24 protein-coding genes and 2 pseudogenes are annotated in these 22,415 nt (G+C 71.1%); 7 read left to right on the top strand and 19 right to left on the bottom strand.

Annotated elements, in window-relative coordinates; translation table 11 throughout:
* Window positions 1–13: 13 nt before the first annotated feature.
* From fahA to AMETH_RS10215, 5 genes and pseudogenes are all read right to left on the bottom strand, one after another.
* Complete coding sequence (gene fahA / locus AMETH_RS10235; RefSeq protein ID WP_017981353.1) at window positions 14–1,195, bottom strand: fumarylacetoacetase; 1,182 nt, start codon at window positions 1,193–1,195, stop codon at window positions 14–16.
* Window positions 1,192–2,043: a hypothetical protein gene (locus AMETH_RS10230; protein ID WP_017981352.1), complete on the bottom strand. Its 852-nt coding sequence runs from the start codon at window positions 2,041–2,043 to the stop codon at window positions 1,192–1,194. Before AMETH_RS10230 ends, fahA begins: the two co-directional genes overlap by 4 nt.
* The gene (locus AMETH_RS10225) at window positions 2,013–3,203 is read right to left on the bottom strand and encodes a homogentisate 1,2-dioxygenase (protein ID WP_017981351.1); all 1,191 of its coding nucleotides are present in this window, start codon (window positions 3,201–3,203) and stop codon (window positions 2,013–2,015) included. Before AMETH_RS10225 ends, AMETH_RS10230 begins: the two co-directional genes overlap by 31 nt.
* A 63-nt stretch (window positions 3,204–3,266) precedes the next feature.
* Entirely contained in the window at window positions 3,267–3,791 is a 525-nt protein-coding gene (locus AMETH_RS10220) for a MarR family winged helix-turn-helix transcriptional regulator (protein WP_017981350.1), read from the bottom strand.
* A 36-nt stretch (window positions 3,792–3,827) separates the two neighbouring features.
* A pseudogene (locus AMETH_RS10215) lies at window positions 3,828–4,703 on the bottom strand (MFS transporter); the annotation flags it as partial.
* Window positions 4,704–4,843: 140 nt separating this feature from the next.
* Here AMETH_RS10215 and AMETH_RS10210 point away from each other — a divergent pair.
* Window positions 4,844–5,515: an IclR family transcriptional regulator gene (locus AMETH_RS10210; protein ID WP_026152985.1), complete on the top strand. Its 672-nt coding sequence runs from the start codon at window positions 4,844–4,846 to the stop codon at window positions 5,513–5,515.
* On the opposite strand, the gene AMETH_RS10205 is transcribed toward AMETH_RS10210, so the two are convergent.
* From AMETH_RS10205 to AMETH_RS10195, 4 genes are all read right to left on the bottom strand, one after another.
* Window positions 5,516–5,800 carry a hypothetical protein gene (locus AMETH_RS10205; protein WP_017981347.1) on the bottom strand — a complete coding sequence of 95 codons (285 nt, stop codon included), beginning with the start codon at window positions 5,798–5,800 and terminating at the stop codon, window positions 5,516–5,518. It abuts the gene before it with no gap.
* A gap of 363 nt (window positions 5,801–6,163) precedes the next feature.
* Window positions 6,164–6,862: an SDR family oxidoreductase gene (locus tag AMETH_RS10200; RefSeq protein ID WP_017981346.1), complete on the bottom strand. Its 699-nt coding sequence runs from the start codon at window positions 6,860–6,862 to the stop codon at window positions 6,164–6,166.
* Between the two features lie 72 nt (window positions 6,863–6,934).
* Complete coding sequence (locus AMETH_RS37870; protein WP_017981345.1) at window positions 6,935–7,087, bottom strand: hypothetical protein; 153 nt, start codon at window positions 7,085–7,087, stop codon at window positions 6,935–6,937.
* A 5-nt stretch (window positions 7,088–7,092) separates the two neighbouring features.
* Entirely contained in the window at window positions 7,093–8,202 is a 1,110-nt protein-coding gene (locus tag AMETH_RS10195) for a glycosyltransferase family 2 protein (RefSeq protein ID WP_156131640.1), read from the bottom strand.
* A gap of 180 nt (window positions 8,203–8,382) precedes the next feature.
* Between AMETH_RS10195 and AMETH_RS10190 the strand changes: the two genes are divergently transcribed.
* From AMETH_RS10190 to AMETH_RS10185, 3 genes are read left to right on the top strand one after another with little or no spacing between them, the layout of a single operon-like run.
* Complete coding sequence (locus tag AMETH_RS10190; RefSeq protein ID WP_017981343.1) at window positions 8,383–9,003, top strand: L-threonylcarbamoyladenylate synthase; 621 nt, start codon at window positions 8,383–8,385, stop codon at window positions 9,001–9,003.
* A 46-nt stretch (window positions 9,004–9,049) separates the two neighbouring features.
* A complete protein-coding gene (locus AMETH_RS37865; RefSeq protein ID WP_156131639.1) occupies window positions 9,050–9,208 on the top strand; it encodes a hypothetical protein in 159 nt (52 codons plus the stop codon).
* 3 nt (window positions 9,209–9,211) lie between these two features.
* The gene (locus AMETH_RS10185) at window positions 9,212–9,892 is read left to right on the top strand and encodes a hypothetical protein (RefSeq protein WP_017981341.1); all 681 of its coding nucleotides are present in this window, start codon (window positions 9,212–9,214) and stop codon (window positions 9,890–9,892) included.
* Between the two features lie 88 nt (window positions 9,893–9,980).
* Here AMETH_RS10185 and AMETH_RS10180 read toward each other — a convergent pair whose 3' ends face one another.
* From AMETH_RS10180 to AMETH_RS10170, 4 genes and pseudogenes are all read right to left on the bottom strand, one after another.
* A complete protein-coding gene (locus AMETH_RS10180) occupies window positions 9,981–10,160 on the bottom strand; it encodes a hypothetical protein (protein WP_017981340.1) in 180 nt (59 codons plus the stop codon).
* Between the two features lie 58 nt (window positions 10,161–10,218).
* Entirely contained in the window at window positions 10,219–10,434 is a 216-nt protein-coding gene (locus tag AMETH_RS39845) for a DUF6285 domain-containing protein (protein WP_267283423.1), read from the bottom strand.
* A 365-nt stretch (window positions 10,435–10,799) separates the two neighbouring features.
* A pseudogene (locus AMETH_RS39840) lies at window positions 10,800–11,348 on the bottom strand (phosphotransferase family protein); the annotation flags it as partial.
* A 162-nt stretch (window positions 11,349–11,510) separates the two neighbouring features.
* Window positions 11,511–12,671, bottom strand: coding sequence for an acyl-CoA dehydrogenase family protein (locus AMETH_RS10170; RefSeq protein WP_017981338.1), 1,161 nt, complete (start codon window positions 12,669–12,671; stop codon window positions 11,511–11,513).
* Between the two features lie 9 nt (window positions 12,672–12,680).
* On the opposite strand from AMETH_RS10170, the gene AMETH_RS10165 reads away from it, so the two are divergent.
* A complete protein-coding gene (locus AMETH_RS10165) occupies window positions 12,681–13,448 on the top strand; it encodes an SDR family NAD(P)-dependent oxidoreductase (RefSeq protein ID WP_026152983.1) in 768 nt (255 codons plus the stop codon).
* Here AMETH_RS10165 and AMETH_RS10160 read toward each other — a convergent pair.
* The 6 genes from AMETH_RS10160 to AMETH_RS10135 are packed head-to-tail and all read right to left on the bottom strand — an operon-like array spanning window position 13,438 to window position 20,034.
* Window positions 13,438–14,340, bottom strand: coding sequence for a crotonase/enoyl-CoA hydratase family protein (locus AMETH_RS10160; protein WP_017981336.1), 903 nt, complete (start codon window positions 14,338–14,340; stop codon window positions 13,438–13,440). The genes AMETH_RS10165 and AMETH_RS10160 overlap by 11 nt on opposite strands.
* Complete coding sequence (locus AMETH_RS10155) at window positions 14,325–15,107, bottom strand: enoyl-CoA hydratase/isomerase family protein (protein WP_017981335.1); 783 nt, start codon at window positions 15,105–15,107, stop codon at window positions 14,325–14,327. Before AMETH_RS10155 ends, AMETH_RS10160 begins: the two co-directional genes overlap by 16 nt.
* The gene (locus AMETH_RS10150) at window positions 15,104–16,159 is read right to left on the bottom strand and encodes an acyl-CoA dehydrogenase family protein (protein ID WP_017981334.1); all 1,056 of its coding nucleotides are present in this window, start codon (window positions 16,157–16,159) and stop codon (window positions 15,104–15,106) included. Before AMETH_RS10150 ends, AMETH_RS10155 begins: the two co-directional genes overlap by 4 nt.
* 13 nt (window positions 16,160–16,172) lie before the next feature.
* On the bottom strand, window positions 16,173–17,345 hold the full coding sequence (locus AMETH_RS10145) for an acyl-CoA dehydrogenase family protein (protein ID WP_017981333.1): 1,173 nt from the start codon (window positions 17,343–17,345) through the stop codon (window positions 16,173–16,175).
* Window positions 17,342–18,475 carry a thiolase family protein gene (locus AMETH_RS10140; RefSeq protein ID WP_017981332.1) on the bottom strand — a complete coding sequence of 378 codons (1,134 nt, stop codon included), beginning with the start codon at window positions 18,473–18,475 and terminating at the stop codon, window positions 17,342–17,344. Before AMETH_RS10140 ends, AMETH_RS10145 begins: the two co-directional genes overlap by 4 nt.
* Before the next feature lie 11 nt (window positions 18,476–18,486).
* Window positions 18,487–20,034, bottom strand: coding sequence for an acyl-CoA synthetase (locus AMETH_RS10135; RefSeq protein WP_017981331.1), 1,548 nt, complete (start codon window positions 20,032–20,034; stop codon window positions 18,487–18,489).
* 94 nt (window positions 20,035–20,128) lie between these two features.
* On the opposite strand from AMETH_RS10135, the gene AMETH_RS10130 reads away from it, so the two are divergent.
* Together AMETH_RS10130 and AMETH_RS10125 are read left to right on the top strand one after the other, a co-directional pair.
* A complete protein-coding gene (locus AMETH_RS10130) occupies window positions 20,129–20,758 on the top strand; it encodes a TetR/AcrR family transcriptional regulator (RefSeq protein ID WP_223843101.1) in 630 nt (209 codons plus the stop codon).
* Between the two features lie 63 nt (window positions 20,759–20,821).
* Entirely contained in the window at window positions 20,822–22,414 is a 1,593-nt protein-coding gene (locus tag AMETH_RS10125) for a long-chain-fatty-acid--CoA ligase (RefSeq protein WP_038532024.1), read from the top strand.
* Window position 22,415: the final 1 nt, after the last annotated feature.

The following is a 22,415-nucleotide window of genomic DNA, read 5'->3' as shown; positions in this document are numbered from 1 at the left end:
GAGTGCCTTCGGCTCAGCGCTTCGCCTCCGTGGCCGGCAGGATCCTCCCCCGCACCTCGCCGAAACCGATGCGGCCTTCCGAGCCCGGGGCGGTCGCCGTGATGGCCACCTCGTCGCCGTCGAGGAGGAACGTTCGAGACTCGCCGTTGACCTCGATCGGCTCCTTGCCGCCCCAGGTCAGCTCGATGAACGCGCCGCGCTGGTTCTTCTCCGGGCCGGAGATCGTGCCGGACGCGTACAGGTCGCCTGTCCGCGACGACGCGCCGTTGACCGTCATGTGTGCCAGCATCTGCGCCGGCGACCAGTACATCTCCCGGTACGGGGGGCGGCTGACCTCCTGCCCGTTCCACAAAACCGACAACTCGATGTCCAGCCCCCACGGCGACGACTCCCGCAGGTACGGCAACGGCTCCGGCGACTGCTCCGGCGTCGGGACCCGTGCGGCCTCCAGCGCCAGCAGCGGCACCACCCACGGCGAGATCGACGTCGCGAAGCTCTTGCCGAGGTTCGGGCCCAGCGGGACGTATTCCCAGGCCTGGATGTCCCGCGCCGACCAGTCGTTCACCAGCACCGCGCCGAACACGTGCCGCGCGAAGTCCTCCGTCCGGACACCCGAACCGAGCGCCGACGGGACCCCGACGATGAACCCCAGCTCCGCCTCGATGTCCAGCCGCCGCGACTCGCCGAACGACGGCGCGGCCTCGTCCGGCGCCTTGCGCTGCCCGCACGGCCGCACGATGTCCGTGCCGGACACCACGACCGTCCCGGAGCGCCCGTGGTAGCCCACCGGCAGGTACTTCCAGTTCGGCATCAGCGGCTCGGCGTCCGGCCGGAACAGCCGCCCCAGGTTGGACGCGTGGTGCTCGGACGCGTAGAAGTCCACGTAGTCCGCGACCTCGACGGGCAGGTGCAGTTCCACTTCGGACACCGGGAAGACCGCCTCAGCGGGCACTTCACCCCGCACGAGCTCCGAAATACGCGCCCGCACCGAGACCCACCGGTCGTAGCCCTGCGCCATGAACGCGTTCAACGACGGCCGCGCGAACACGTCGTCGCCCAGCGCCACCGCCAGGTCGACCACCGAGTCGCCCACCCGCACGCCGACCCGCGGCTGCGTCCCCGGCGTGGAGAACACGCCGTAGGGCAAGTTGTCCAGCCCGAACAGCGACCCCTCGGGGATGTCAATCGTGGTCACGCCGTCACTCCTCCTCCCAGCGCCGAAGCCGGGACCAGTCCGAGGTCCACCAGCTCGGCCACCGGTTCGTCGATGCTGCAGGTCCCGAACGACCGGAACGACTCACGCGCCGCGGGGTCCACTTCGGACACCAGTTCGGCCACCCGCGCGCCGTCCCGCTCCGCGAGCAACGCGACGAGCTCGTCCTCGCCCGCGCCGGAGCGGGCGGCCGCCGTCGCCAGCAGCAGGTTCAGGAACCCATGCTGCTCGAACCCGGTCGACGGGTCCGTGTTCCGCACCGCGTGGTGCAGCCCGGCGGTCGCCTTGAACGGCACTCCCGCCCGCACCACGGCATGCACCGCCGCGGCCAGCTCCGCCTCGTCCGGGTACAGCTCCGCCTTCACCCCACCGGTCCGGAACTTCGCGGCGTGCCCGGTCTTCGCGCAGGTCGCGATCACCTCGGCGCGGCGGGAATCCCGTGGCACCTCGACGAACACCGGCACATCACCGGCGGCCTCCAGCGCGCGGAAGAACTCCGGCACCGACGACTCCGCGGGCACCGCGACCTCGAACCCGGCCAGCCGCACCGGCAGGTCGGCGGCCCGGCCCAGAGCGTCCGGCAGCTGGGCCGGGCCGCCCGGCGCGGTCACCGACAGATCGAGCGGCTCGGCAGCGACCGCGCCGAGCTCCGCGAGCGCGGGCGCGGCCAGGACCAGCGGGCCGACCAGCTCGCCGTAGCCCGACGCGAGGTGCGCGGCGTGGTCCGGCACCGCCCGCGGCAGGGGCTTCAGACCGGGCGGGAACACCGCCGCGTCGTCGAGGAAGCCGGCGAACACACTCACTTCGGCCCCCGCCCGGCCCAGGTCCACGCGTAGTTCGGGTCCTCGGCCGCGCGGCCGCCCTCACCCAGCTCCAGCGGGCGGAACGTGTCGACCATGACGGCCAGCTCGTCGAAGAACTCCGCGCCGATGCTGCGCTCGTAGGCGCCCGGCTGCGGGCCGTGCGAGTGGCCGCCCGGGTGCAGCGAGATCGAGCCCTGCCCGATGCCCGAGCCCTTGCGCGCCTCGTAGTCACCGCCGCAGTAGAACATGACCTCGTCGGAGTCCACATTGGAGTGGTAGTACGGCACCGGGATGGACAGCGGGTGGTAGTCCACCTTGCGCGGGACGAAGTTGCAGACGACGAAGTTGTCGCCCTCGAACACCTGGTGCACCGGCGGCGGCTGGTGCACGCGGCCGGTGATCGGCTCGAAGTCGCTCACGTTGAACGTGTACGGGTACAGGCAGCCGTCCCAGCCGACCACGTCGAACGGGTGCTGCGGGTACACGAACCGGGTGCCGACGATCCCGGTGCTGCCGCGGTGCTTGATCAGCACCTCGACGTCGGTGCCCTCGACCAGCAGCGGCTCGGTGGGCCCGTGCAGGTCGCGCTCGCAGTACGGCGCGTGCTCCAGCAGCTGGCCGTACTTGGACAGGTACCGCTTCGGCGGCGTGATGTGCGAGTTCGCCTCGATGGCGTACGCCCGCACCGGGCCGTCCGGCACCCAGCGGTGGGTGGTGGCGCGCGGCAGGATCACGTAGTCGCCCTGACGGAACGGCAGCACGCCGAACACGGTCTCGACGACGCCCTCACCGGACTCGATGTAGACGCACTCGTCGCCGATCGAGTTGCGGTACAGCGGGGACACCTCGCCCGCCACGACGTAGGAGATGCGCACGTCGCCGTTGCCGAGCACGAGCCGCCGCCCGGTGACGACGTCGTTGGACTTCCACTCCTCGCCGGGGAACAGCTCGTGCAGCTTGAGGTGCCACGGCCGGAGCGGGTGGTTGGCCTCGGTGGTCAGGTCCGGGAGCTCCCAGACCGTCGAGTCGACGATCGCCGACGGGATGTTGCGGTGGTAGAGCAGCGACGAGTCGCTGGAGAAGCCCTCCTCCCCCATCAGCTCCTCGTAGTACAGGCCACCCTCGGGGGTGCGGTGCTGCGTGTGCCGCTTCGGCGGAACCGCACCGACCTGCCGGTAGTACGCCATGACCTCGCCTCCTTGCCGGTCCGATGTAGTAAATGTATGTACTACTTCGCTCGTGCGCAAGGGTCAGTTGCGGCCACGCACGTCGAACTGGTCGCGGTTGGTGATCAGCTTGTCCAGCAGCATCACCAGGATCCGCTGCTCAGCCTCGGTGAGGACGCTGGTCCACTCGTGCTCGCGCTCGTTGTGCTCGCGGAACACCTCGACCATCTCGGCGCGGCCGCGTTCGGACAGCGACAGCAGCACCGAGCGGCCGTCGTGCTCGCCGGGCGTGCGCTCCAGCAGCCCGTCGGCCACCAGGGTCTTCGACAGGTTGGACACCGCCGCGCGGCTCATGCCGGTCAGCTCGGCGGCCTTCTTCGCCTCCAGCGGGCCGGCCAGCCAGGTAACGAACAGCAGCCGGAAGCCGGACCAGGACTGGCCGCGCGGCCGGTGGACGCTGGCCTCCAGGTCGTAGGTGACGATGCTGGAGGCCCGGTTCAGCGTCAGCAGCACCTCGGTGGCGAGCTGGTGCCGGAAGCCGAACTCCTCGGCGAGCCTGCGGTTGGCGAGCTCGACGAAGGACCAGAAGTCGAGCTCGCCATCCGCCATGACCGCAACCCTATCGCCGGAGGAAGTAGTTAATATCTAAACTACCTCGTGAGTCGCCACGGCGCCAGGCCGTTCCTTCGTCACCTTGAGGAAGGACAGCATCACCGCGCAGATGACCAGGCACGCGATCGGGAAGTACAGGCCCACCGACACGTTGTCGGCGGTGGCGTTCTTTCCGATCACGTACGGCCCGAAGAACCCGCCCAGCGCGGCGATCGAGTTGATCGCGGCCAGCCCGACCGCGGTGTGCTCCTTGGACAGCACCCGCGAGGCCAGCGCCCAGTACGGCGCGAGGTAGCCGAGCACACCGATCGCGACCAGCGACAGGCAGATCAACGCCGCCACCGGGGTGTGCCGGAACTGGATGGTGCCGAACAGGCCGATCGCGGCCAGCAGCATCATCGCGACGACGTGCCCGCGCCGCTCCCCCGTCCGGTCGCAGTTGCGCGCCACCAGCAGCATGCCCACCGCGCCGACGAGCCACGCGATCACGCCGAGGAAGCCGATGTTGGTCGCCGAGTAGGACGGATCCGTCTGCTTGACGATCTGCGGCAGGAAGAAGGTGAACCCGTACAGGCCGCACGCGGCGAACAGGTTCGCGAAGGCCATGTAGAGCACCTTGCGGTCCTTCATGACCCGCAGCTGGCCGAGGTAGGTCTCCTTCTGCTCCGGCGCGTAGTCCTTGTTGATCTCGGTTTCCAGCCACTCGCTCGCCTCGCGCGAGAGGAAGCGCGCCTGGCTGGGCTTGTTCGGCAGATACGCGAGCACGACCAGGCCGACCAGGCCCTGCAGGATGAACACCCACCGCCAGCCGGACAGGCCGAACCAGTTGATGTGGTCGAGGATCAGGCCGCCGGTGAGGCTGCCGAGGATCATCGCGACCGGCTGGGCGATCGCCCCAGCCGTCACCGGTGACGCCCGCCCCGACCTGCTCGCCGAAGCGCAGGTGGTCGCCGCGGCTGCCGTCGGCGGCGACGACGAACAGGTCCTCGCCCGCCCGCAGCGCCGCCGGGTTAGGTCGCGGTCCGGTTCGTCGTCAAGGGGGTGCCCGCGTGTCCGAAGTCGACTCGGGGATGTCGAAAACGCTGCACAACGGGTTGCAGATCCTCGACCTGCTCGTCGCGCACCCGCAGGGGATGACGCTGACCGAGATCGCCGAAGGGGTGGGCGTGCACCCGACGGTGGCGCACCGGCTCGTGCGCACGCTGGAGGCGCACCGGTTGTGCCGGCGGGACCGGTTCAAGCGGATCCCGCTCGGGACGGGCCTGGTGCGGCTGGCCGAGCCGGTGGAGCAGGACCTGCGGACGCTCGCGCGGCCCGTGCTGGAGGAGCTGACGGACCTCACCCAGGCGACGGCGCACCTGGTGGTGCGGGAGGGCGCGGACGAGGTGCGGATGCTGATGATCGTCGAGCCGCGGCAGGCGCGGATGCACGTGAGCTTCCGGCCCGGCCAGGTCGACCCGATCGACCGCGGTTCGGCAGGCCTGGCACTGCTGTCCGCGGCCCCGGCTGTGGAGGACGAGCGCGAGGAGGTCTCGCTGGCCCGCAAGCGCGGCTTCGCCGTGTCCTACGGGGAAATCGCGCCGTCGATCATCGGGGTCTCCGCGGTGGTGCCCGGACGGGACGTCAGCATCGGCCTGTCACTGTTCTCCGCACCCGACGAGGAGTCGCTGGGCCGCACGGTGGTCGACGCGGCCCAGCGACTGGGTTCCTTGCTGCGGTAGCTAGTTCACCTTGGTGAAGGTGCAGCGACTGACCGACACGAACTCGCCCTTCCTGGCGGTGAACTGCATCGTGGACGACCCTTCGGTGAGGTCATTGGCGATGATGTCGTTGCCGGAATCGTCGGCGTAGCGGGCCCAACAGCCACCGTTGGGGCAGTTTCCCTTGTACTTGCCCGCTTCGATGTCCACCCCGACTTCGAACGTGCCCTCCGAAATGGATTTCTTGGGCTTGGGTTTGTCGCCGGGGTGCCAGCCCACCCAGTAGCGGCGCAGATCCCAGGGCACTGCGTCGTAGGTGACCTTCGAGCTGTTCGCGGGACAGTGCAGCGCCGCCGAACTCCGGCTTCTCGGAGAGTGACTGGCAGGCGTTCATGGCGCCGCGGCCGTCACCGTGGACGAAAAGACTGGCGACCGCGACGTGGTGGTCGCCGGCGAGCCGGCCGAGCGAGGAGCGTCCGTCCCGTCGAGGGCAGCCGTCACGCCGACCGTCACACCGGCGACCACCAGCGCACCGACCACCGCGACGCCGATTTCCCAGCGAGTTCTCGATTTCACCGACTGCCCTAACCTGCGTGCCGTGGAGACGTCAGTTGGATCGGAAGTCACCGGCTCGGTGCAACACTGTTCAACGTCGCGATTGGATTACACCTAGGCCGCCGGGCGGACGATGATTTCGTTCACGTCCACCTCGGCGGACTGCTCGATCGCGAAAGTGATCGCGCGGGCGATCGCCGCAGCGGGGATCGTCTTCGCGCGGTAGCTCCGCATTCCCTCGGCGGCCTCCTCGTCCGTGATGCTGTCCGCCAGCTCCGACTCGGTCACGCCGGGCGAGATCGTCGTCACCCGGATGTCCGGGCCCGTCTCCTGGCGCAACCCCTCCGACAGCGCCCACACCGCGTACTTGGTCGCGCAGTAGACCGCCGCCGTCGGCACCACCTCGTGCGCACCGATCGACGCCATGTTCACGAAGCGCCCGCCGCCCTGCCGGCGCATCACCGGCAGCCCCGCGGCGATTCCGTGCAGCACGCCCCGGATGTTCACGTCGATCATCCGGTTCCACTCGTCCAGCTTCAGCCGGTCCAAAGTGGACAGTGGCATCACTCCGGCGTTGTTGACGATCACGTCGACCCGGCCGTGCTCGGCCACCGCCCAGTCCACGAAGGACTGCACGTCCTCCGCGTCCGTCACGTCCAGCCTCCGGTACGAGCCCCCGATGCGCGCGGCCAGCTCCTTCAGCCGCTGTTCCCGGCGCGCGCCCAGCACGACCCGGTGCCCCGCCTTGGCCAGCTCTATTGCGGTGGCCCGCCCGATTCCGCTGCTCGCTCCCGTGATGACGATGACCGGCATTTCCGTTCTCCTTTCCGTCGGAATCCAGTTTCGACGGAGAGAACGACGCCAGCCAGGGCGCGCTGCACCCACTCAGGCCTGCCCCTTGCGCGGCACCAGCTTGACCAGCGCCACTCCGGCGAGCAACAGCATCAGCCCCGCCAGGATCATCCACCCCGCGCCGAACCCGGTGTAGGCCAGCGCGGCCGAACCGGAACCGGCGGCGGTGAAACCCTTTCCGTACATGTCTTTCACCCCCTCACAGCCGTCAGGTGGTGCCATCCGGCCGTACGCCGCAGCACCGCGTCTCGCCACCCGGCCAGGTACACGGCCAGGCGGAAGAAGTCGTAGTACATCTCGGGCAGGAACAGCAGCGTCAGCACAATCCCGCGCCAGCCCGCCTTCCGCACCGTCACCACCCGGTCGACCAGGCACACCGCGCCCACCGCGAGCCAGAACGGGTGCAGCACCAACGGCATCCCGGCCGCCAGCGACAGGCCCAGCAGCAGCGGGTAGCCCACGATCACCAGAAACCCCAGCACCGCCCACAGCTGCTGCCCCAGGTACGGCAACGTGACGCGGTTGACGCCGTGTGAGCGCAGGTTGTCGATCGCGCCGCGCTGCCAGCGCACACGCTGCCGCCACAGGTCCCGCCACGTCGGCATCAGTTCGGTCGTCGTCGCGCACCGCGCCGGCGACACACACCGGTAGCCGAGCCTGAGGCACGCCAGCGTGATCTCCATGTCCTCGGTCAGCGCACGCCGGTCGTAGAACTCCCCAGCCCGCCCCGGCAACACCGCACCACGCGCCGCGGCGATCTCGCGCAGCACCGACACCCGGAACAACGTGGAGGTGCCGGTCAACACCCAGACACCCTTGCCACGCCGCAGCACGTCCCGGGCGTAGCGGACGTACTCGTTGCGCTGCAACTGTTCGATCAACCCCTCGCGCCCCTCGCCGTAGAAGATGCCGCCGACCGCACCCACCCCCGGCCGCTCCATCACGCCGAGCGCGGTTTCGATCCACTCCGGAGCGAGCAGCGAGTCCGCGTCGATGACCAGGACGCGGTCGTCCCCGTCGAGCTGGGGCAGGACGACCTCGAGGGCCTGGTTCAGCGCGCCGGCCTTCTTGTCGGTGTTGCCGACGGTTTCCAGAACCCGCGCGCCGTGCGCCACCGCGATCGCGGCCGTGTCGTCGGAGCAGTTGTCGGCGACGACGAAGATCGCGTCCGGCGGGACCGTCTGCGCCAGCGCGGAGTCGATCGTCGCGCCGACGCTCGCGGCTTCGTCGTGCGCCGGGATCACGACGACCACGCGGTCCCGGCCCGCCGAATGACGAGGAGTCACCAACATGACCGGCATATAGGAAGTTCGGAGCAGGTCATTAGCCCGAGAAGATAGTGACACACGTCACACTTCACCGTGCTGTGTGATCGACACGAAGAGTCGACAACCGGGACGCAGAACGTGCCGAACGGCCCTGCAGGCTGGGGTCTTTCGCCTCTGTCGGCGGGCCGGAACGCAAGATCCTAAGCTCTGGGGATGGCGAAGTACTTCGACGTGCACCCGGACAACCCCCAGCGCCGGTCGATCGGCCAGATCGTCGACCTGCTGCGGCAGGACGGCCTGATCGTCTACCCGACCGACTCCGCCTACGCCCTCGGCTGCCAGCTCGGCAACCGTGACGGGCTGGACCGCATCCGCGCCATCCGGCACCTCGACGACCGGCACCACTTCACGCTCGTCTGCCGCGACTTCGCCCAGCTCGGGCAGTTCGCGCACGTCGAAAACACCGTCTTCCGCGCGATCAAGGCCGCCACGCCGGGCAGCTACACGTTCATCCTCCCGGCCACGAAAGAAGTGCCGCGGCGGCTGCTGCACCCGAAGAAGAAGACCGTCGGCGTGCGCATCCCGGACCACGTCGTCGCGCAGGCGCTGCTCGACGAGCTGGGCGAGCCGCTGGTCTCCAGCACGCTGCTGCTGCCCGACCACGAGGAGCCGCTCACCCAGGGCTGGGAGATCAAGGACGAGCTGGACCACGTGGTCGACGCGGTGGTCGACTCCGGCGACTGCGGCACCGAGCCCACCACCGTGATCGACTTCTCCAGCGGCGAGCCGGAGATCGTCCGAAAGGGTGCTGGGGACACCGCGCGTTTCGAATAGCTCTGGACATCGCCGCGTTCACGGGTCACGCTGGGAAAACGCACCCGTGATCCGCGAGGAGGCTGCGATGAGACTGGGCCGGAAACTTGCCGTGGGCGTGGTCGAAGAATCCAAGGCCGAAGAGGTCACGCCGGTCGAGGAGCCGCGCGAAACCGCCGAAACCCCCGAACCGGAGCGCCCCGCCCCCGTCACCGCCGACCGCTGAGCCATGGCGGGCAGGCTGTCGTTGCGCCGCACGCCCCAGGAACGGCGCGATGTCCCGCTGCGCGGCTACAAGCTCGCCTACCCGATGCTCTCCGCCGACGGCACCGAAGCCGGGTTCACCGGCGTTTCGCTCGGCCGCACGCACGCCTACCGGGTGACAGCCGAGGCGAAGTGCGCGCAGAGCAGCCGTCACCAGAGCCCGTCCCGCCTGTGCGACTGCGGGTTCTACTGCTTCCACGAACTCGCCGACGCCCGCGCGCTTGCCTGCGACCCGCAGTACCAGCAGAGCGTGCTGCTGGAGGTGGACGCCGCGGGGCGCTACTTCCTGTACGAGCGGGGCGTGCGGTACTCGAAGCAGACGGTGACGGCCGTGCACGCGGGGTTGTGCGCGTGCGGCTGGCCGGCTCAGGTGTTCGTGGCCACCGGCACCGGGGTCGTGGGGTGGCGCAAGCTGCTGCCGGTGTGTTCGACCTGCGCGGGCAACCGCCCGCCGCTCACGCTGGAGCATTTCAGCAGGCTGGCCGGGGTGCCGGTGCACCGGGACGACCGTGCGGTCGCCTTCACCACCGGCTCGACCACCTCGGCGCCGGAGCTGGTGCCGCTGCTGTCGGCCGAGGTCGCGCTGCTGCACGCGCGGCTCGACGAGCTGCAGACCCAGCTGGACAAGCTCACAAAGGGCAGTTGAGGCGCGGCCCGGTCAGGTGTGAAGGCCACCCCCGGGCGAGGGCGCGCGCACCATCCCAGGCCGCCACGGCCAGCGCCGGGCTTGCCGCTCAAGTACGCGGGCGCCGCGCCGCGGTGATGGCTTCGGGACGGTGAGCAAGCCACTCGTCCGCGCCGTCCGGCCCGATCGCCGCGCCGTTCGGCCCGCCGCCGCAGTCGGCGACCACTATGACCGACGCGTCCGGCCACACCCGCGACAACGTCACGCGCTCGATCTCCACCACGAGCACCGAGCCGTCGTCCAGCGCGACCGGCCCCTCCGGGAACCGCAGCCGCTCGCGATCTCCTTCACGCCGTCTCCAGGCACTTCGGGTTCGCCACCAGCAACCGGTCCGTCACGTCCGCCCGCACGGCGGCGATCACGTCCGGCACGGCCACGGCGCCCGACCGCACCGCCCGCGCCAGCTCCGCGTGCGTCGCGAACCCCAGCGCCGCGAGCCGGTCCACGTGCCGCCGCTCCTGCGCAGCGCCCAGGCGCAGCTCGCGTGAGACGATGCCCAGCACGTTCGCCGCCACCCGCGCCTGGAACGACACCCGTCCCTCGTGCCCGGCATGACGTCGGCCCGCAGGAACTCCGCCACCGCCTCCACCAGCTCGGCCGCGGTCGGCCTGCCGTGCAGGTCCGGCGCCGGATCCGGCGCCGCGTCCACCGGGACGGCGGGCGTGCCGAGCGCCGTCAGCAGGTCGTGCTCCTGCTCGCACACCCGCCGACCGACCGCCGCCAGCTCGACCGACCGGATCCGCCCGCTCAGGTGCCGGTCGGCCTGCCGCAGGCAGAGCACCGCCCACCGGAACGTGCCGAACACCTCCCACCAGCGCACGGCCGCGGGGCCCGGGCGGAACCCGGCGGCCTCGGCGTACCCGTCGAGCAGCTCCTCCCGGGTGCCGAACCCGCCCGCGGGCAGCGGCGAGGAGAACCGCCACGCCTTCACGCACAACCAGCCGAGGTCCTCCAGCGGATCGCCGCGGTGCGCCAGCTCCCAGTCCAGTACCGCGGCGAGCCCGTCCGGGCCGATGATCAGGTTGCCGGTGCGGAAGTCGCCGTGCACCACGGTGTTCCCCGCCAGTTCCGGGCGGTGTGCACGCAACCAGCGCAACCCGATCTCCAGCGACGGCAACGGCTGGGCCAGCTCGTCGTACAGCTCCACCAGCGACTCCAGCCGGTCCGCCGAGGCCAGCCCGGGCACGTCCGGCATGGCGTGGATGCGCGCCGCGACCCGCCCCAGTTCGGCCGCGAGCTTCGGCCGCACATCCGCGAACTCCGGGTCCCGCAGCAACCGCCACGGGATCGTCTCGCCGTCGACGTGCTCGGTGATCAGGTACGGCGAGCCGAGCACGTCCGGCGCGTGGTCCACCAGCCGCGGCACCGGCACCCCGGCCTCGCGCGCGGCCCGGATCAACGCCGCCTCCCGGGCCATTTCCGCCGGGCGGCACTCCCCCGGCGGATCCCGGCGCAGCACCAGCCGCCCGCCGGGCTCGGCGGTGAACGCCCCAGGTTTCCCGGCTCGCGCCGCCGCTCAGCCGCCGCAGCCCGGTGATCTCCGCGCCCAGCCGCCGTCCGAGCGCCTCCGCCAGCCCGGTCATCGCTTGTTCGGCCCCGCGAACCCGAACAGGTAGCCGGCGATCTTGCGCATCTGGATCTCCTCGGCGCCCTCGGTGATCCGGTAGCGGCGGTGGTGCCGGTAGATGTGCTCGAACGGGGTGTGCCGCGTGTAGCCGAGCCCGCCGTGCACCTGCATCGCGCGGTCGGCGGCGTCGCACACCAGCCGGTTGGCGCGGTAGTTGCACATCGACACCTTGTCGCTGATCAGCATGTGGTCGGTGCGGTCGAGCTCCCACGCCGTCTTGCGCACGAGGGTGCGCACCAGCTCGGCCTCGGTCTGCAACTCGACCAGGGGCCACTGGATGGCCTGCAGTTCGGCGAGCGGGCGGCCGAACGTCCGGCGTTCCCGCGCGTACGCCACGCTCCGGTCGATGCAGTACTGCGCCGCGCCGACGCCGGAGGCGGCCTGGCGGATCCGGTTCTCGTGCACGAAGTGCTGCGCCAGCGCGAGCCCCTTGCCCACCTCGCCGAACACCGCGGTGGCGGGCACGCGGACGTCGGTCAGCGTGACCTCGGCGTGATCGGTGGGCATGTTGAATGTCCACCAGTGGAAGTCGACGGAGAACCCCGGCGTGTCGGTGGGCACGATGAACGCGGTGATGCCACGCGGATCGCCGCCGTCGCCGGAGGTGCGGGCGAAGATCACGTCGTGGGTCGCCGAGTGCAGGCCGGAGTTGAACCGCTTGGCGCCGTTGAGAATCCAGCCGTCGCCGTCCAGCACGGCGGTCGTCTCCAGCCAGGTCGCGTCGCTGCCGTGGTCCGGTTCGGTCAGTCCGAACGCGACCCGCTTCCGCCCGGTGATCATGTCCTCGACGAACTCACTCTGCTGCTCCGGGGTGCCCGCGGCGAGGAACATGTGCACGAACGGGAAGTTGCCGACGACCGAGGACTCGTTCTGCAGGTCGTTGTGCAGGCCGAGGCCCTTCGCGGCGAGGTGCTCGCGGATCACCGCCATGTCGAGGTTTCTGCCGTCGCTGCCGCCCACGGACTTCGGCAGCCCGTACCGCAGCCAGCCCGCGCGATCGGCGCGCCGGAACATCTCCCTCAGCAGCTCCTCCCTTTCGCGGCGCGGGGTGCCGCCCGCCTCGAAGTCGGTGCGGGCGAACTCGCGGCGGTGGTCGAAGAAGCGCTGGGGCACTATCCGCGGATGACCAACCCGTTCGACCTCACCGGGCACGGATCCGTCATCACCGGCGGCAATTCGGGGATCGGCCTCGCGATGGCCGGCGCGCTCGCCACCGCCGGCGCCGACGTCGCGATCTGGGGCACCAACCCCGAACGCAACGACGAAGCCGTCGCCGAGCTGTCCCGGCACGGCACCAAGGTCCTCGCCGTGCGCTGCGACGTCGGCGACGAGGACCAGGTGGAGTCCGCGATGGCGCGCAGCGTGGAAGCGTTGGGGAGCTTGGATTCCTGCTTCGTCAACGCCGGTGTGGGCGGGATGGGCAGCCGGTTCACCGAGACGTCGCTGGCGGAGTTCCGCCGCGTCACCCGGGTCGACCTGGACGGCGCGTTCCTGACCCTGCGGGCCGCGGCGACGGTGATGCTGGCGCAGGGCACCGGCGGGAGCCTGGTCGGCACGTCGAGCGTGGCGTCGGTGCAGGGCCAGCCGCGCGGGCAGGCGTACGCGGCGAGCAAGGCCGGGCTCACCGCGATGATCAAGTCGATCGCCGTCGAGCTGGCCCGGCACGGCATCCGCGCCAACGCGGTCCTGCCCGGCTGGGTGCACACGCCGCTGGCGGCCCCGGCGCTGGACTCCGAAGGGTTCCAGCGCCGGGTGCTGCCGCGGATGCCGGTCGGCCGCGGGGGCAGGCCGGACGACTTCGGCGCGCTCGCCGTGTACCTGGCGAGCGCGGCGAGCGCGTTCCACACCGCCGACACGATCACGGTCGACGGCGGTTACCTCAGCTTCTGACCGGGCCACCGGCTCGCGGGGTCCCGGGGAAGGGCGGGACCCCGTCCGGGTAGTCCACGGAGACACGGCCCGGGAAGGCCGGCGCCCGCTTCTCCAGGAACGCCATCACGCCTTCCATCGCGTCCTTGCCCGCGCCGAGCTGCAGCAAAGCGCTGGAGTCCGCGCGGTGGGCGTCCCACGGCGTCGGCGAGCCGAGCATGCCCCACAGCAGCTGCCGGGACACCGCGACCGACACCGCCGACGTGTTGTCCGCGACCTCGCGGGCGATCGCCGTCGCCGCCGGGATCAGCTCGTCCGGCGGCACGACCCGCGACACCAGCCCGCCCGCGCGGGCCTCGGCGGCGTCGAACACACGCCCGGTCGCCACCCACTCCATCGCCTGCGAGATGCCGACGATCCGGGGCAGGAACCACGACGAGGCGGCCTCCAGCAGGATCCCGCGCCGCGCGAACACGAAGCCGAACTTGGCGTTCTCGCTGGCGATCCGGACGTCCATCGGCAGCGACATCGTCACGCCGACCCCGACCGCGGGCCCGTTGAACGCGCCGATGACGACCTTCTTGCACGCCGCGATCCGCAGCGCCACCGCGCCACCGGCGTCCCGCGGCACGCCGTCGATCTCCCCGAACCCCTTCACCTCGCCGATGGCGTTCTTGTCGAACGTGCCCGCGCCGCGTTCGAGGTCCGCGCCCGCGCAGAACCCGCGCCCGGCGCCGGTCACCACGACCACCCGCACCGAGTCGTCGGCGTCCACCTCGTCGAACGCCGCGACCAGCTCGTGCGCCATCTCCAAGGTGAACGCGTTGAGCCGCGCCGGCCGGTTCAGCGTGATCGTGGCGATCCCGTCGGAGACCTCGTAGGTGATTTCGTCGTTGCTCACCGCACCGCCCATCGTCCCGTGTATTTCGCTTCCGTCTTGGTGAGGAACGCCTCGAACGCGGCGGGCGCGTCCTCGGTCGCGAAGTTCACCGTCTGCGCCCGCGCCTCGCCCTCCAGGGCCTCGCGTAGCGTCCGGCTCGCGCCCTCTTCGAGCAGCCGCTTGCTCAGCGCCAGCGCGACCGGCGGCAGCTCGGCCAGTTCTGCGGCAATCGAGTCCACAAAGGAATCCAGCTCGTCGACGGGCCGCACCCAGGTGACCAGGCCGAGGTCGCGCGCCTCGGCCGCGTCGATCATCTCGGCCCGCAGCGCGAGCCGTTTCGCCTGCTGCAACCCGACGTGCCGGGGCAGCAGCCACGAGCCCCCTAAGTCCAGCGACAGCCCGCGGCGGGCGAAGATCTGGCTGAACCGCGCCCGCTCGGTAGCCACCACGAGGTCACAGCCGAGCGCGAGGTTCCAGCCCGCGCCGACCGCGACGCCGTCGACCTTCGCGATCGTCGGCTTGGAGATCTCGTTCAGCGCCAGCGCGACATCGTTGACCCGGTGCATCCGGGTCAACGGGTGGTCCTTCCGGTCCGCGGACAGGTCGGCGCCGGCGCAAAAGTCGCCGCCCGCGCCGGTGACCACGACCACGCGCACGTCGTCGTCCCGTTCAGCGTCGTGGAACGCGTCGTACAACCCGTCCCACATCGGCAGGTCGATCGCGTTCTTGCGGTGCGGCCGGTTCAGGGTCACGGTGAGCACCGCGCCCGTCCGGTCGAGCAGCACCGGCTGGTCCGTCACGAAACACCGTCCAGTCGTCCGGCGAGCCGGGCCAGCTGCGCGTCATGGCCGCCGAACAGCAGCTCGCAGCTCTTGGCGCGCTTGTAGTACAGGTGCGCGTCGTGCTCCCACGTATAGCCGATGCCGCCGTGGAGTTGCAGGCCGGACGCCGCCGCCGCGAAGTAGGCGGGCCCGGTGAACGCCTGCGTGCTGGCCGCGGCCAGCGGCAGCGCCTCCCGGTCGTGGTCCGCGGCCCAGGCGGCGTGCCGCAGCAGGGATTCCGCGCGTTCGCTGGTGCTGTAGAGGTCCGCGCAGGCATGCTTGACCGCCTGGTACGAGCCGACGGCGCGGCCGAACTGCACCCGCATCTTCGCGTACTCGACGGTGGTCTCCAGCACCTTCCCGATCCCGCCGACCTGTTCCGCGGCCAGCGCCACGGACGCGAGGTCGCGCACCTCCTCCAGCACCGCGGCCGGGTCCGCGGTGTCCAGCCTGCGCGCCGGGGACGCGGCGAACTCCAGCTTCGCCTGGCCACGCGTCGGGTCCAAAGTGGTCAGTGGCATCCGCCGCGCGTCCTCGGCCACGAACCACCCGTCGGCCGTGTAGATGACGAAGACCTCGGCGACGTCACCGGAGATGACGAACGGCGCGTGCCCGTCGAGCACCCAGCCGCCATCGCGTTCGGTGGCACTCACCGGGGCCGGCCCCCACCCCGGTGAAACCGCCAGCGCGCCGATCTTCTCACCGGCCGCCAGCGCGGGCAGCACCTCGGTGTCCCCCAGCGCCGCCAGCGCGTCGGCCGCCAGCACCGCGGAGGCGAAGAACGGCACCGGCGCGAGCGCGCGGCCCAGCTCTTCGAGCACCACGGCCCGCTCCACATGTCCCGCGCCCGCGCCGCCGAGCTCCTCGGGCACCACGAGTCCGGTCAGGCCGAGCTCGGCCAGGTGCCGCCACAGCACGGCGTCGTAGGCGCCGTCACCGTCCACGACGGACCGGACGTTGTTGTGGTCGGCGAGCAGTTTGCGCACCGTCGACCGCAGTTGCTGCTGTTCGGTGTCGAGCACCAGCTGCACGATCCCTCTCCTCTCAGGCGGATCGCTGCGTGCCCACCCGCAGCTCGCGGAAGGGCACGTCGCGGTCGACGACGGGTTCGCGGGGCAGTCCGAGGATCCGGTCCCCGATGATGGTGCGCTGGATCTGGTCGGTGCCGCCGGCGATGCTCGACGACGGCGTCTGGTTGATCGCCAGCGCCAGTTCCTCCCCGGCCGCGTCGCCCGGTTCCCACGCCGTCGCGCGCGGCCCGGCGATCAGCCCGGCGACCGCGACGGCCTGCTGCTGCAGCTGGGCGCCGGCGAGTTTGGCCACCGACCCGCGTGCGCCCGGCGGCGACCCGGCCTCGGCCTCCTGCCGCAGCCGCACGTTGAACAGGGCCAGCGCCCGTTCCGCCGCGTAGAGCTTCGCCAGTTCGGCGCGCACCACGGGATCGGCGTCACGGCCGTACCGCCGGGCGGTCTCGGCGAGGTTCGCGTGCGCCAGGGGGTCGTGCCGCTTGCGCACGAACCCGCCGATCGACACGCGCTCGTGGCCGAGCATGGTGACCGCGGCGAGCCAGCCCTGGCCGACCTGGCCGAGCACCGCGTCCGCGGGCAGGCGCAGGTTCTCGAAGTACACCTCGTTGAACGGCGCCCGCCCGGTCATGTCCTTCAGCGGCCGCACGGTGACCGCCGCGTCGTGCATGTCGATGAGGAACATCGTCAGGCCCTGGTGCTTGGGCACGTCCGGGTCGGTGCGGGCGAGCAGCGCGCCGAAGTCGGCCAGGTGCGCGACCGTCGTCCACACCTTCTGCCCGTTCACGACCCATTCGTCCCCATCCCGGACGGCGCGGGTCTGCAAGCTCGCGACGTCGGACCCGGCGCCCGGCTCGGAGAACAGCTGGCACCAGATCTCGTCGCCACGCAGCAGCGGCGGGATGTACCGGGCCTTCTGCTCCGGCGTGCCCAGGTCGAGGATCGTCGGCCCGCACATGCCCATGCCGATCCGGAAGACCGAGTTGGGCAGGTCGTAGCGGGCCGACTCCTGGTCGAAGACCTGCTGCTCGGCCGACGTGAGCCCCTGCCCGCCGAACTCCTTCGGCCACGTGATGCCGGCCAGCCCGGCGTCGTACAACGCGGCCTGGAACCGCTTGGCGTTCGCCAGTTCCTCGTCGCCGGGCACGTTCTCGGCGAGCCAGGCGCGGACCTTCTCGCGGAACTCGCTCATGCGATCAGCTCCAGGATCGTGGCGTTGGCCTGTCCGCCGCCCTCGCACATGGTCTGCAGGCCGTAGCGGATGCCGGCGGCGCGCATGTGGTGCACGAGGGTGGTCATGATGCGCGCGCCGCTCGCGCCGAGCGGGTGGCCGAGCGCGATCGCGCCGCCGTGCGGGTTGAGGGTCTTGGCGTCGGTGCCGGTCTCGGCCAGCCAGGCCATCGGCACCGGCGCGAACGCCTCGTTGACCTCGAACACGCCGATGTCGGAGATCGACAACCCGCTGCGCTGCAAGGCTTTCCGGGTGGCCGGAATGGGGGCGGTCAGCATGATCACCGGGTCGTCGCCCGCGAGCACCGCGGTGTGCACGCGTGCGATCGGCCGCAGGCCGAGCTCGGCCGCCTTCTCGCTGGTCGTCATCAGCAGGGCGGCGGCGCCGTCGCTGATCTGCGAGCTGTTGCCCGCGGTGATGACGCCGTCCTCGCGGAACGCGGGCTTGAGCCCGGCCAGCTTCTCCAGCGACCCGCCCCGGCGCACGCCCTCGTCCGCGGTGACGTCCGCGACCGGCAGCAGCTGCTCGGCGAACGCGCCCGCGTCCTGCGCGGTGGCTGCCTTTTCGTGCGAGGCCAGGGAGAACTCGTCGACCTGGGTGCGGCTGAAACCCCACCGCTCGACGATCATCTCCGCGCCGATCCCCTGGTTGGGCCGCACCCCGCCGTAGCGGGTCAGCACCTGGTCGCCCAGCGGGTTCTTGCCCTGCGCCGAGAAGCCCATCGGAACCCGGCTCATCGACTCGACGCCGCCAGCCACCACCACGTCGTAGTGCCCGGCGATCAGCCCGGCGGCGGCGAAGTGCACGCTCTGCTGCGACGAGCCACACTGCCGGTCGACGGTCACGCCGGTCACGCTCTCCGGCCAGCGCGCCGCCAGCACGGCGTTGCGGGCGATGTCGCCGGTCTGCTCACCGGCCTGGCTCACGCAACCCCACACGACGTCGTCGACGGCGGCCGGGTCGATCCCGGTCCGCTCGGCGAGGCCGCGCAGCACATGCGCCGACAGGTCCACCGGGTGCACGCCGGACAGGCCGCCCTCACGCTTGCCCACCGGGGTGCGCACCGCTTCCACGATCACCGCGTCTCGCACGGCTCCTCCTCCTACTTGGCCGCGGCCGGAGCCGCGTAACGTTCCTTGAGCCGCCGCTTCACCAGCTTGCCGGTGGGGGTGCGGGGCAGTTCGTCGACGAAGTCCACGCTGCGCGGCGCCTTGTAGTGGGCGATCCGCTCGCGGACGTAGGCCAGCAGCTCGGCTTCCAGCTCCGGGCCGGGCGTGACGCCGGGCGCGGGCTGGACGACGGCCTTGACCGCCTCCCCCATCTCCTCGTCCGGCACGCCGATCACGCCGACGTCGAACACCGCCGGGTGCAGGGCGAGCGCGTCCTCGACCTCCTGCGGGTAGATGTTCACCCCGCCGGAGATGATCATGAACGCCTTGCGGTCGGTCAGGTAGAGGAAGCCGTCCTCGTCGAGGTAGCCGACGTCGCCGGTGGTCGTCCAGGTCTCGTGCTCGGGGTGCTGCGCCTCGCGGGTCTTGGCCGGGTCGTTGTGGTAGGTGAACGGGACCTCGTCGCGTTCGAAGTAGACGGTGCCGACCTCGCCGGTCGGCAGCTCCTTGCCCGCGTCGTCGCAGATGTGCGCGACCCCGACCACCGCGCAGCCGACCGAACCGGGCTTGGCGAGCCACTGCTCGCTGTCGATGAACGTCATCCCGGCGCCCTCGGTGGACGCGTAGTACTCGTAGAGCACCGGCCCCCACCAGCCGATCATCGCCTGCTTGACCTCCACCGGGCAGGGCGCGGCGGCGTGCACCGCGACCCGGTGGCTGGACAGGTCGTAGCGGCCGCGCACCTCCTCCGGCAGCTTGAGCATCCGCACGAACATCGTCGGCACCCACTGGCTGTGCGTGACGCGGTAGGTCTCGATCGCGCGCAACGCGGCCTCGGCGTCGAAGCGCTCCATCATCACCACCGTGCCGCCGAGGCGCTGCGCGGTCGCGCCGAACCGCAGCGGCGCGGCGTGGTAGACCGGCGCCGGGGACAGGTACACCGTGTCCGGGCCGAAGCCGTACATGTGCCGCAGCACCGGGGTCAGCACGTCGCCCGGCTCGTCCACCTGGCGGTCGGGCAGGTCGACCTTGATGCCCTTCGGGCGGCCCGTGGTGCCGGACGAGTAGAGCATGTCGGCGCCCGCCGGCTGGTCCGCGGGCCGCTCGGGCGAGCCGGTGGCGAGGAACTCGTCGAAGTCGCGGTACCCGTCCGCCGCGCCGCCGTAGACCAGCTTGACCGGGACGTCTGGCACGAGCTCGGCCACGGCGGTGGCCAGCGGGCCGAGTGCGGCCGAGACGACCAGGGCCTTCGCGCCGGAGTCGGTGACGATGTAGGCGACCTCGGCGGGCGACAGGTGGCTGTTCACCGCGGCCAGGTAGCGGCCGGAGCGCATGGCGGCCCAGTAGACCTCGTAGGCGCGGACCGAGTTGTCGCTGAGCAGGGCGACGGTGTCGCCCACGCCGAGCCCGGCGCTGGTCAGGGCGTCGGCGAGGCGGGTGGACCGCTCGTCGAGCTCGCCGTAGGTCAGCCGCTCGCCCGAGCCCGCCATGATCACGGCTGGCTTGTCGGGGTCGGCGTCGGCGTGGATACCCGGGTACATGCGGCTCCTCCTCGAACCGTTGAACTCCCCTGCGAGAGTGCAAGGATTCGGCATAACAGTCAACACCGACTGTTATCGGGTTATGGTGATCCCCGTGGTGACCGAAACCCGGACCCGGCAGGACCGCGCGGCAGGCACGCGCACGTTGATCCTGGACGCGGCCGTCGAGTGCCTGGTCGAACTCGGCTACGCGGGCGCGTCCACTTTGGCCATCCAGGCCAAGGCGGGCGTGTCGCGTGGCCGCCTGCTGCACCACTTCCCGTCGCGGGACGAGCTGCTGGTCGCGGCGACGCAGCACCTCACCGCGACCCGGCTCGCGCAGACCGAGGTGCGGGTCGCCGAGCAGCTCGCCGGCGAACCGGAGGGCCCGCGGCGGGTCGAGCGGTGCATCGAGCTGCTGTGGATGACCTTCCACGAGCCCGTGTTCTGGGCCGCCGTCGAGCTGTGGACCGCGGCGCGGACGAACGAGGCGCTGGCGGCGGCGCTGCGGCCGGAGGAGCGGGCGCTGCGGGACGCGATCCGCCGCGTCGGCGACCGGATCTGGGGCCCCGCGGTGTGCACGCACCCGAACTACCCGGAGCTGCGGGAGCTGCTGTTCACGAGCATGCGGGGCGCGGCGCTGCCCTACACCTTCGAGCGGCGGCGGCAGCCGGCGAACGACCCGCACGTCGCGCTGTGGAAGTCGCTGGCGCACCGGCTGCTCTTCGCTGACGGTCAGTGTTGACTGTTTCTCTCGGCGCACGGTAGAAACGCGTTACCCTGACCCACCGGATCGCCGAGGTTGCCGATGTCCGGAGCTGTCGAAGTGCCCCGCCTCCTCGGGCGCGGGATGACCATGGGCGGCCAGCTCGCCCGCCACGCACGCAAGCAGGGCGACGAGCCCGCCTTCTCGTTCGAGGGCGCCACCCTCACCTACCGCCAGTTCGACCAGCGCGTGAGCCGGCTGGCCAACGCGCTGCGCGACCGGGGCGTGCACTATGGCGACCGGGTCGTCGTGCTCGGCCTGAACACGCTGGAAGTACTCGAGGTCTACTTCGCGTCGACGCGCCTCGGCGCGATCTGCGTGCCGGTGAACTTCCGGCTCGTCGCCGACGAGATCGCCTACGTGCTGAGCGACAGCGGAGCCAGGGCGAGCGTGGTGCACGCGCCGCTCGCCGCGGCGCTGGCCAAGGCGCGCGAGCAGGTCGAGGAGCCGGGCCCGTGCCTGGTGTTCGGCGGCGCGTTCGAGGGCATGGAGGACTACGAGGAGGCGCTGGCCGCGGCGTCGCCGGAGTTCGACGAGATCGCGGTGGACGAGCAGGACGCCGCGTTCATCATGTACACCTCGGGCACCACCGGGCGGCCGAAGGGCGCGGTGCTCACGCACCACAATCTGCTCATGCACGCCTTCAGCAACATGGCCTCGCTGGACACCGGGCCCGGTGACAAGGTGTGGCTGGCCGCCGCGCCGCTGTTCCACATCGCCGGGCTGTCCGGGATGCTGCCGAACCTGCTGCTCGGCGGGCGGACGGTGCTGCTGCCGAGCGGCCAGTTCGACCCGGTGGCGGTGGTGGACCTGATGGAGCGCGAGCGGGTGTCGTCGGTGTTCCTGGTGCCCGCGCAGTGGCAGGCGATCGTGAACGTGCCGGACATCGCTTCGCGGGATCTGTCGTCGCTGTCGAAGATCTCGTGGGGCGCGGCGCCGGCGTCGACGACGTTGCTGCGCACGATGATCGACACTTTCCCGCAGGCGGAGGTGACGACGGCGTTCGGTCAGACCGAGTGCAGCCCGGTGACCACGCTGCTGCGCGGCGAGGACTCGATCCGCAAGATCGGCTCGGTGGGCACACCGATGCTCAACGTCGAGGTGCGCGTGGTCGACGACGACATGAACGACGTCGCTCCCGGCGAAGTCGGCGAGATCGTCTACCGCAGCCCGATGGTGATGAAGGAGTACTGGAACAAGCCGGCCGAGACGGCGGAGGCCTTCCACGGCGGCTGGTTCCACTCCGGCGACCTGGTGCGGCAGGACGAGGACGGCTACTACTTCGTGGTGGACCGCAAGAAGGACATGATCATCTCCGGTGGCGAGAACATCTACTGCGCCGAGGTGGAGAACGTGCTGGCGGCGCACCCGAAGATCGGCGAGGTCGCGTTGATCGGCGTGCCGGACGAGAAATGGGGCGAGACGCCGCTGGCGGTGATTTCCCCGCGCTCCCCCGGCGACGCGCCAACGCCCGCGGAGCTGGAGGAGTGGTGCCTCGACCGGCTGGCGCGGTACAAGCGGCCGCGGAAGATCGCGGTGGTGCCTGCGCTGCCCAGGAACCCGAGCGGCAAGGTGCTGAAGACGCAGCTGCGCGCCGACCGGGAGGCCGGGAAGCTGCCCATCGACGAGGCCTGAC

The sequence above is a fragment of the Amycolatopsis methanolica 239 genome (genome assembly GCF_000739085.1).
GTDB lineage: Bacteria > Actinomycetota > Actinomycetes > Mycobacteriales > Pseudonocardiaceae > Amycolatopsis_E > Amycolatopsis_E methanolica.
This window is presented reverse-complemented; position numbering and strand designations above follow the sequence as displayed.

Coding starts and splice junctions, on each gene's coding strand:
- AMETH_RS10165 (WP_026152983.1), top strand. CDS start 12,681: ATGACCAACCCGTTCGACCTCACCGGGCACGGATCCGTCATCACCGGC.
- AMETH_RS10225 (WP_017981351.1), bottom strand. CDS start 3,203: ATGGCGTACTACCGGCAGGTCGGTGCGGTTCCGCCGAAGCGGCACACG.
- AMETH_RS10145 (WP_017981333.1), bottom strand. CDS start 17,345: ATGAGCGAGTTCCGCGAGAAGGTCCGCGCCTGGCTCGCCGAGAACGTG.
- AMETH_RS10220 (WP_017981350.1), bottom strand. CDS start 3,791: ATGGCGGATGGCGAGCTCGACTTCTGGTCCTTCGTCGAGCTCGCCAAC.
- AMETH_RS10200 (WP_017981346.1), bottom strand. CDS start 6,862: ATGCCGGTCATCGTCATCACGGGAGCGAGCAGCGGAATCGGGCGGGCC.
- AMETH_RS10160 (WP_017981336.1), bottom strand. CDS start 14,340: ATGGGCGGTGCGGTGAGCAACGACGAAATCACCTACGAGGTCTCCGAC.
- AMETH_RS10190 (WP_017981343.1), top strand. CDS start 8,383: ATGGCGAAGTACTTCGACGTGCACCCGGACAACCCCCAGCGCCGGTCG.
- AMETH_RS10135 (WP_017981331.1), bottom strand. CDS start 20,034: ATGTACCCGGGTATCCACGCCGACGCCGACCCCGACAAGCCAGCCGTG.
- AMETH_RS37870 (WP_017981345.1), bottom strand. CDS start 7,087: ATGTACGGAAAGGGTTTCACCGCCGCCGGTTCCGGTTCGGCCGCGCTG.
- AMETH_RS10125 (WP_038532024.1), top strand. CDS start 20,822: ATGTCCGGAGCTGTCGAAGTGCCCCGCCTCCTCGGGCGCGGGATGACC.
- AMETH_RS10185 (WP_017981341.1), top strand. CDS start 9,212: ATGGCGGGCAGGCTGTCGTTGCGCCGCACGCCCCAGGAACGGCGCGAT.
- AMETH_RS10195 (WP_156131640.1), bottom strand. CDS start 8,202: ATGCCGGTCATGTTGGTGACTCCTCGTCATTCGGCGGGCCGGGACCGC.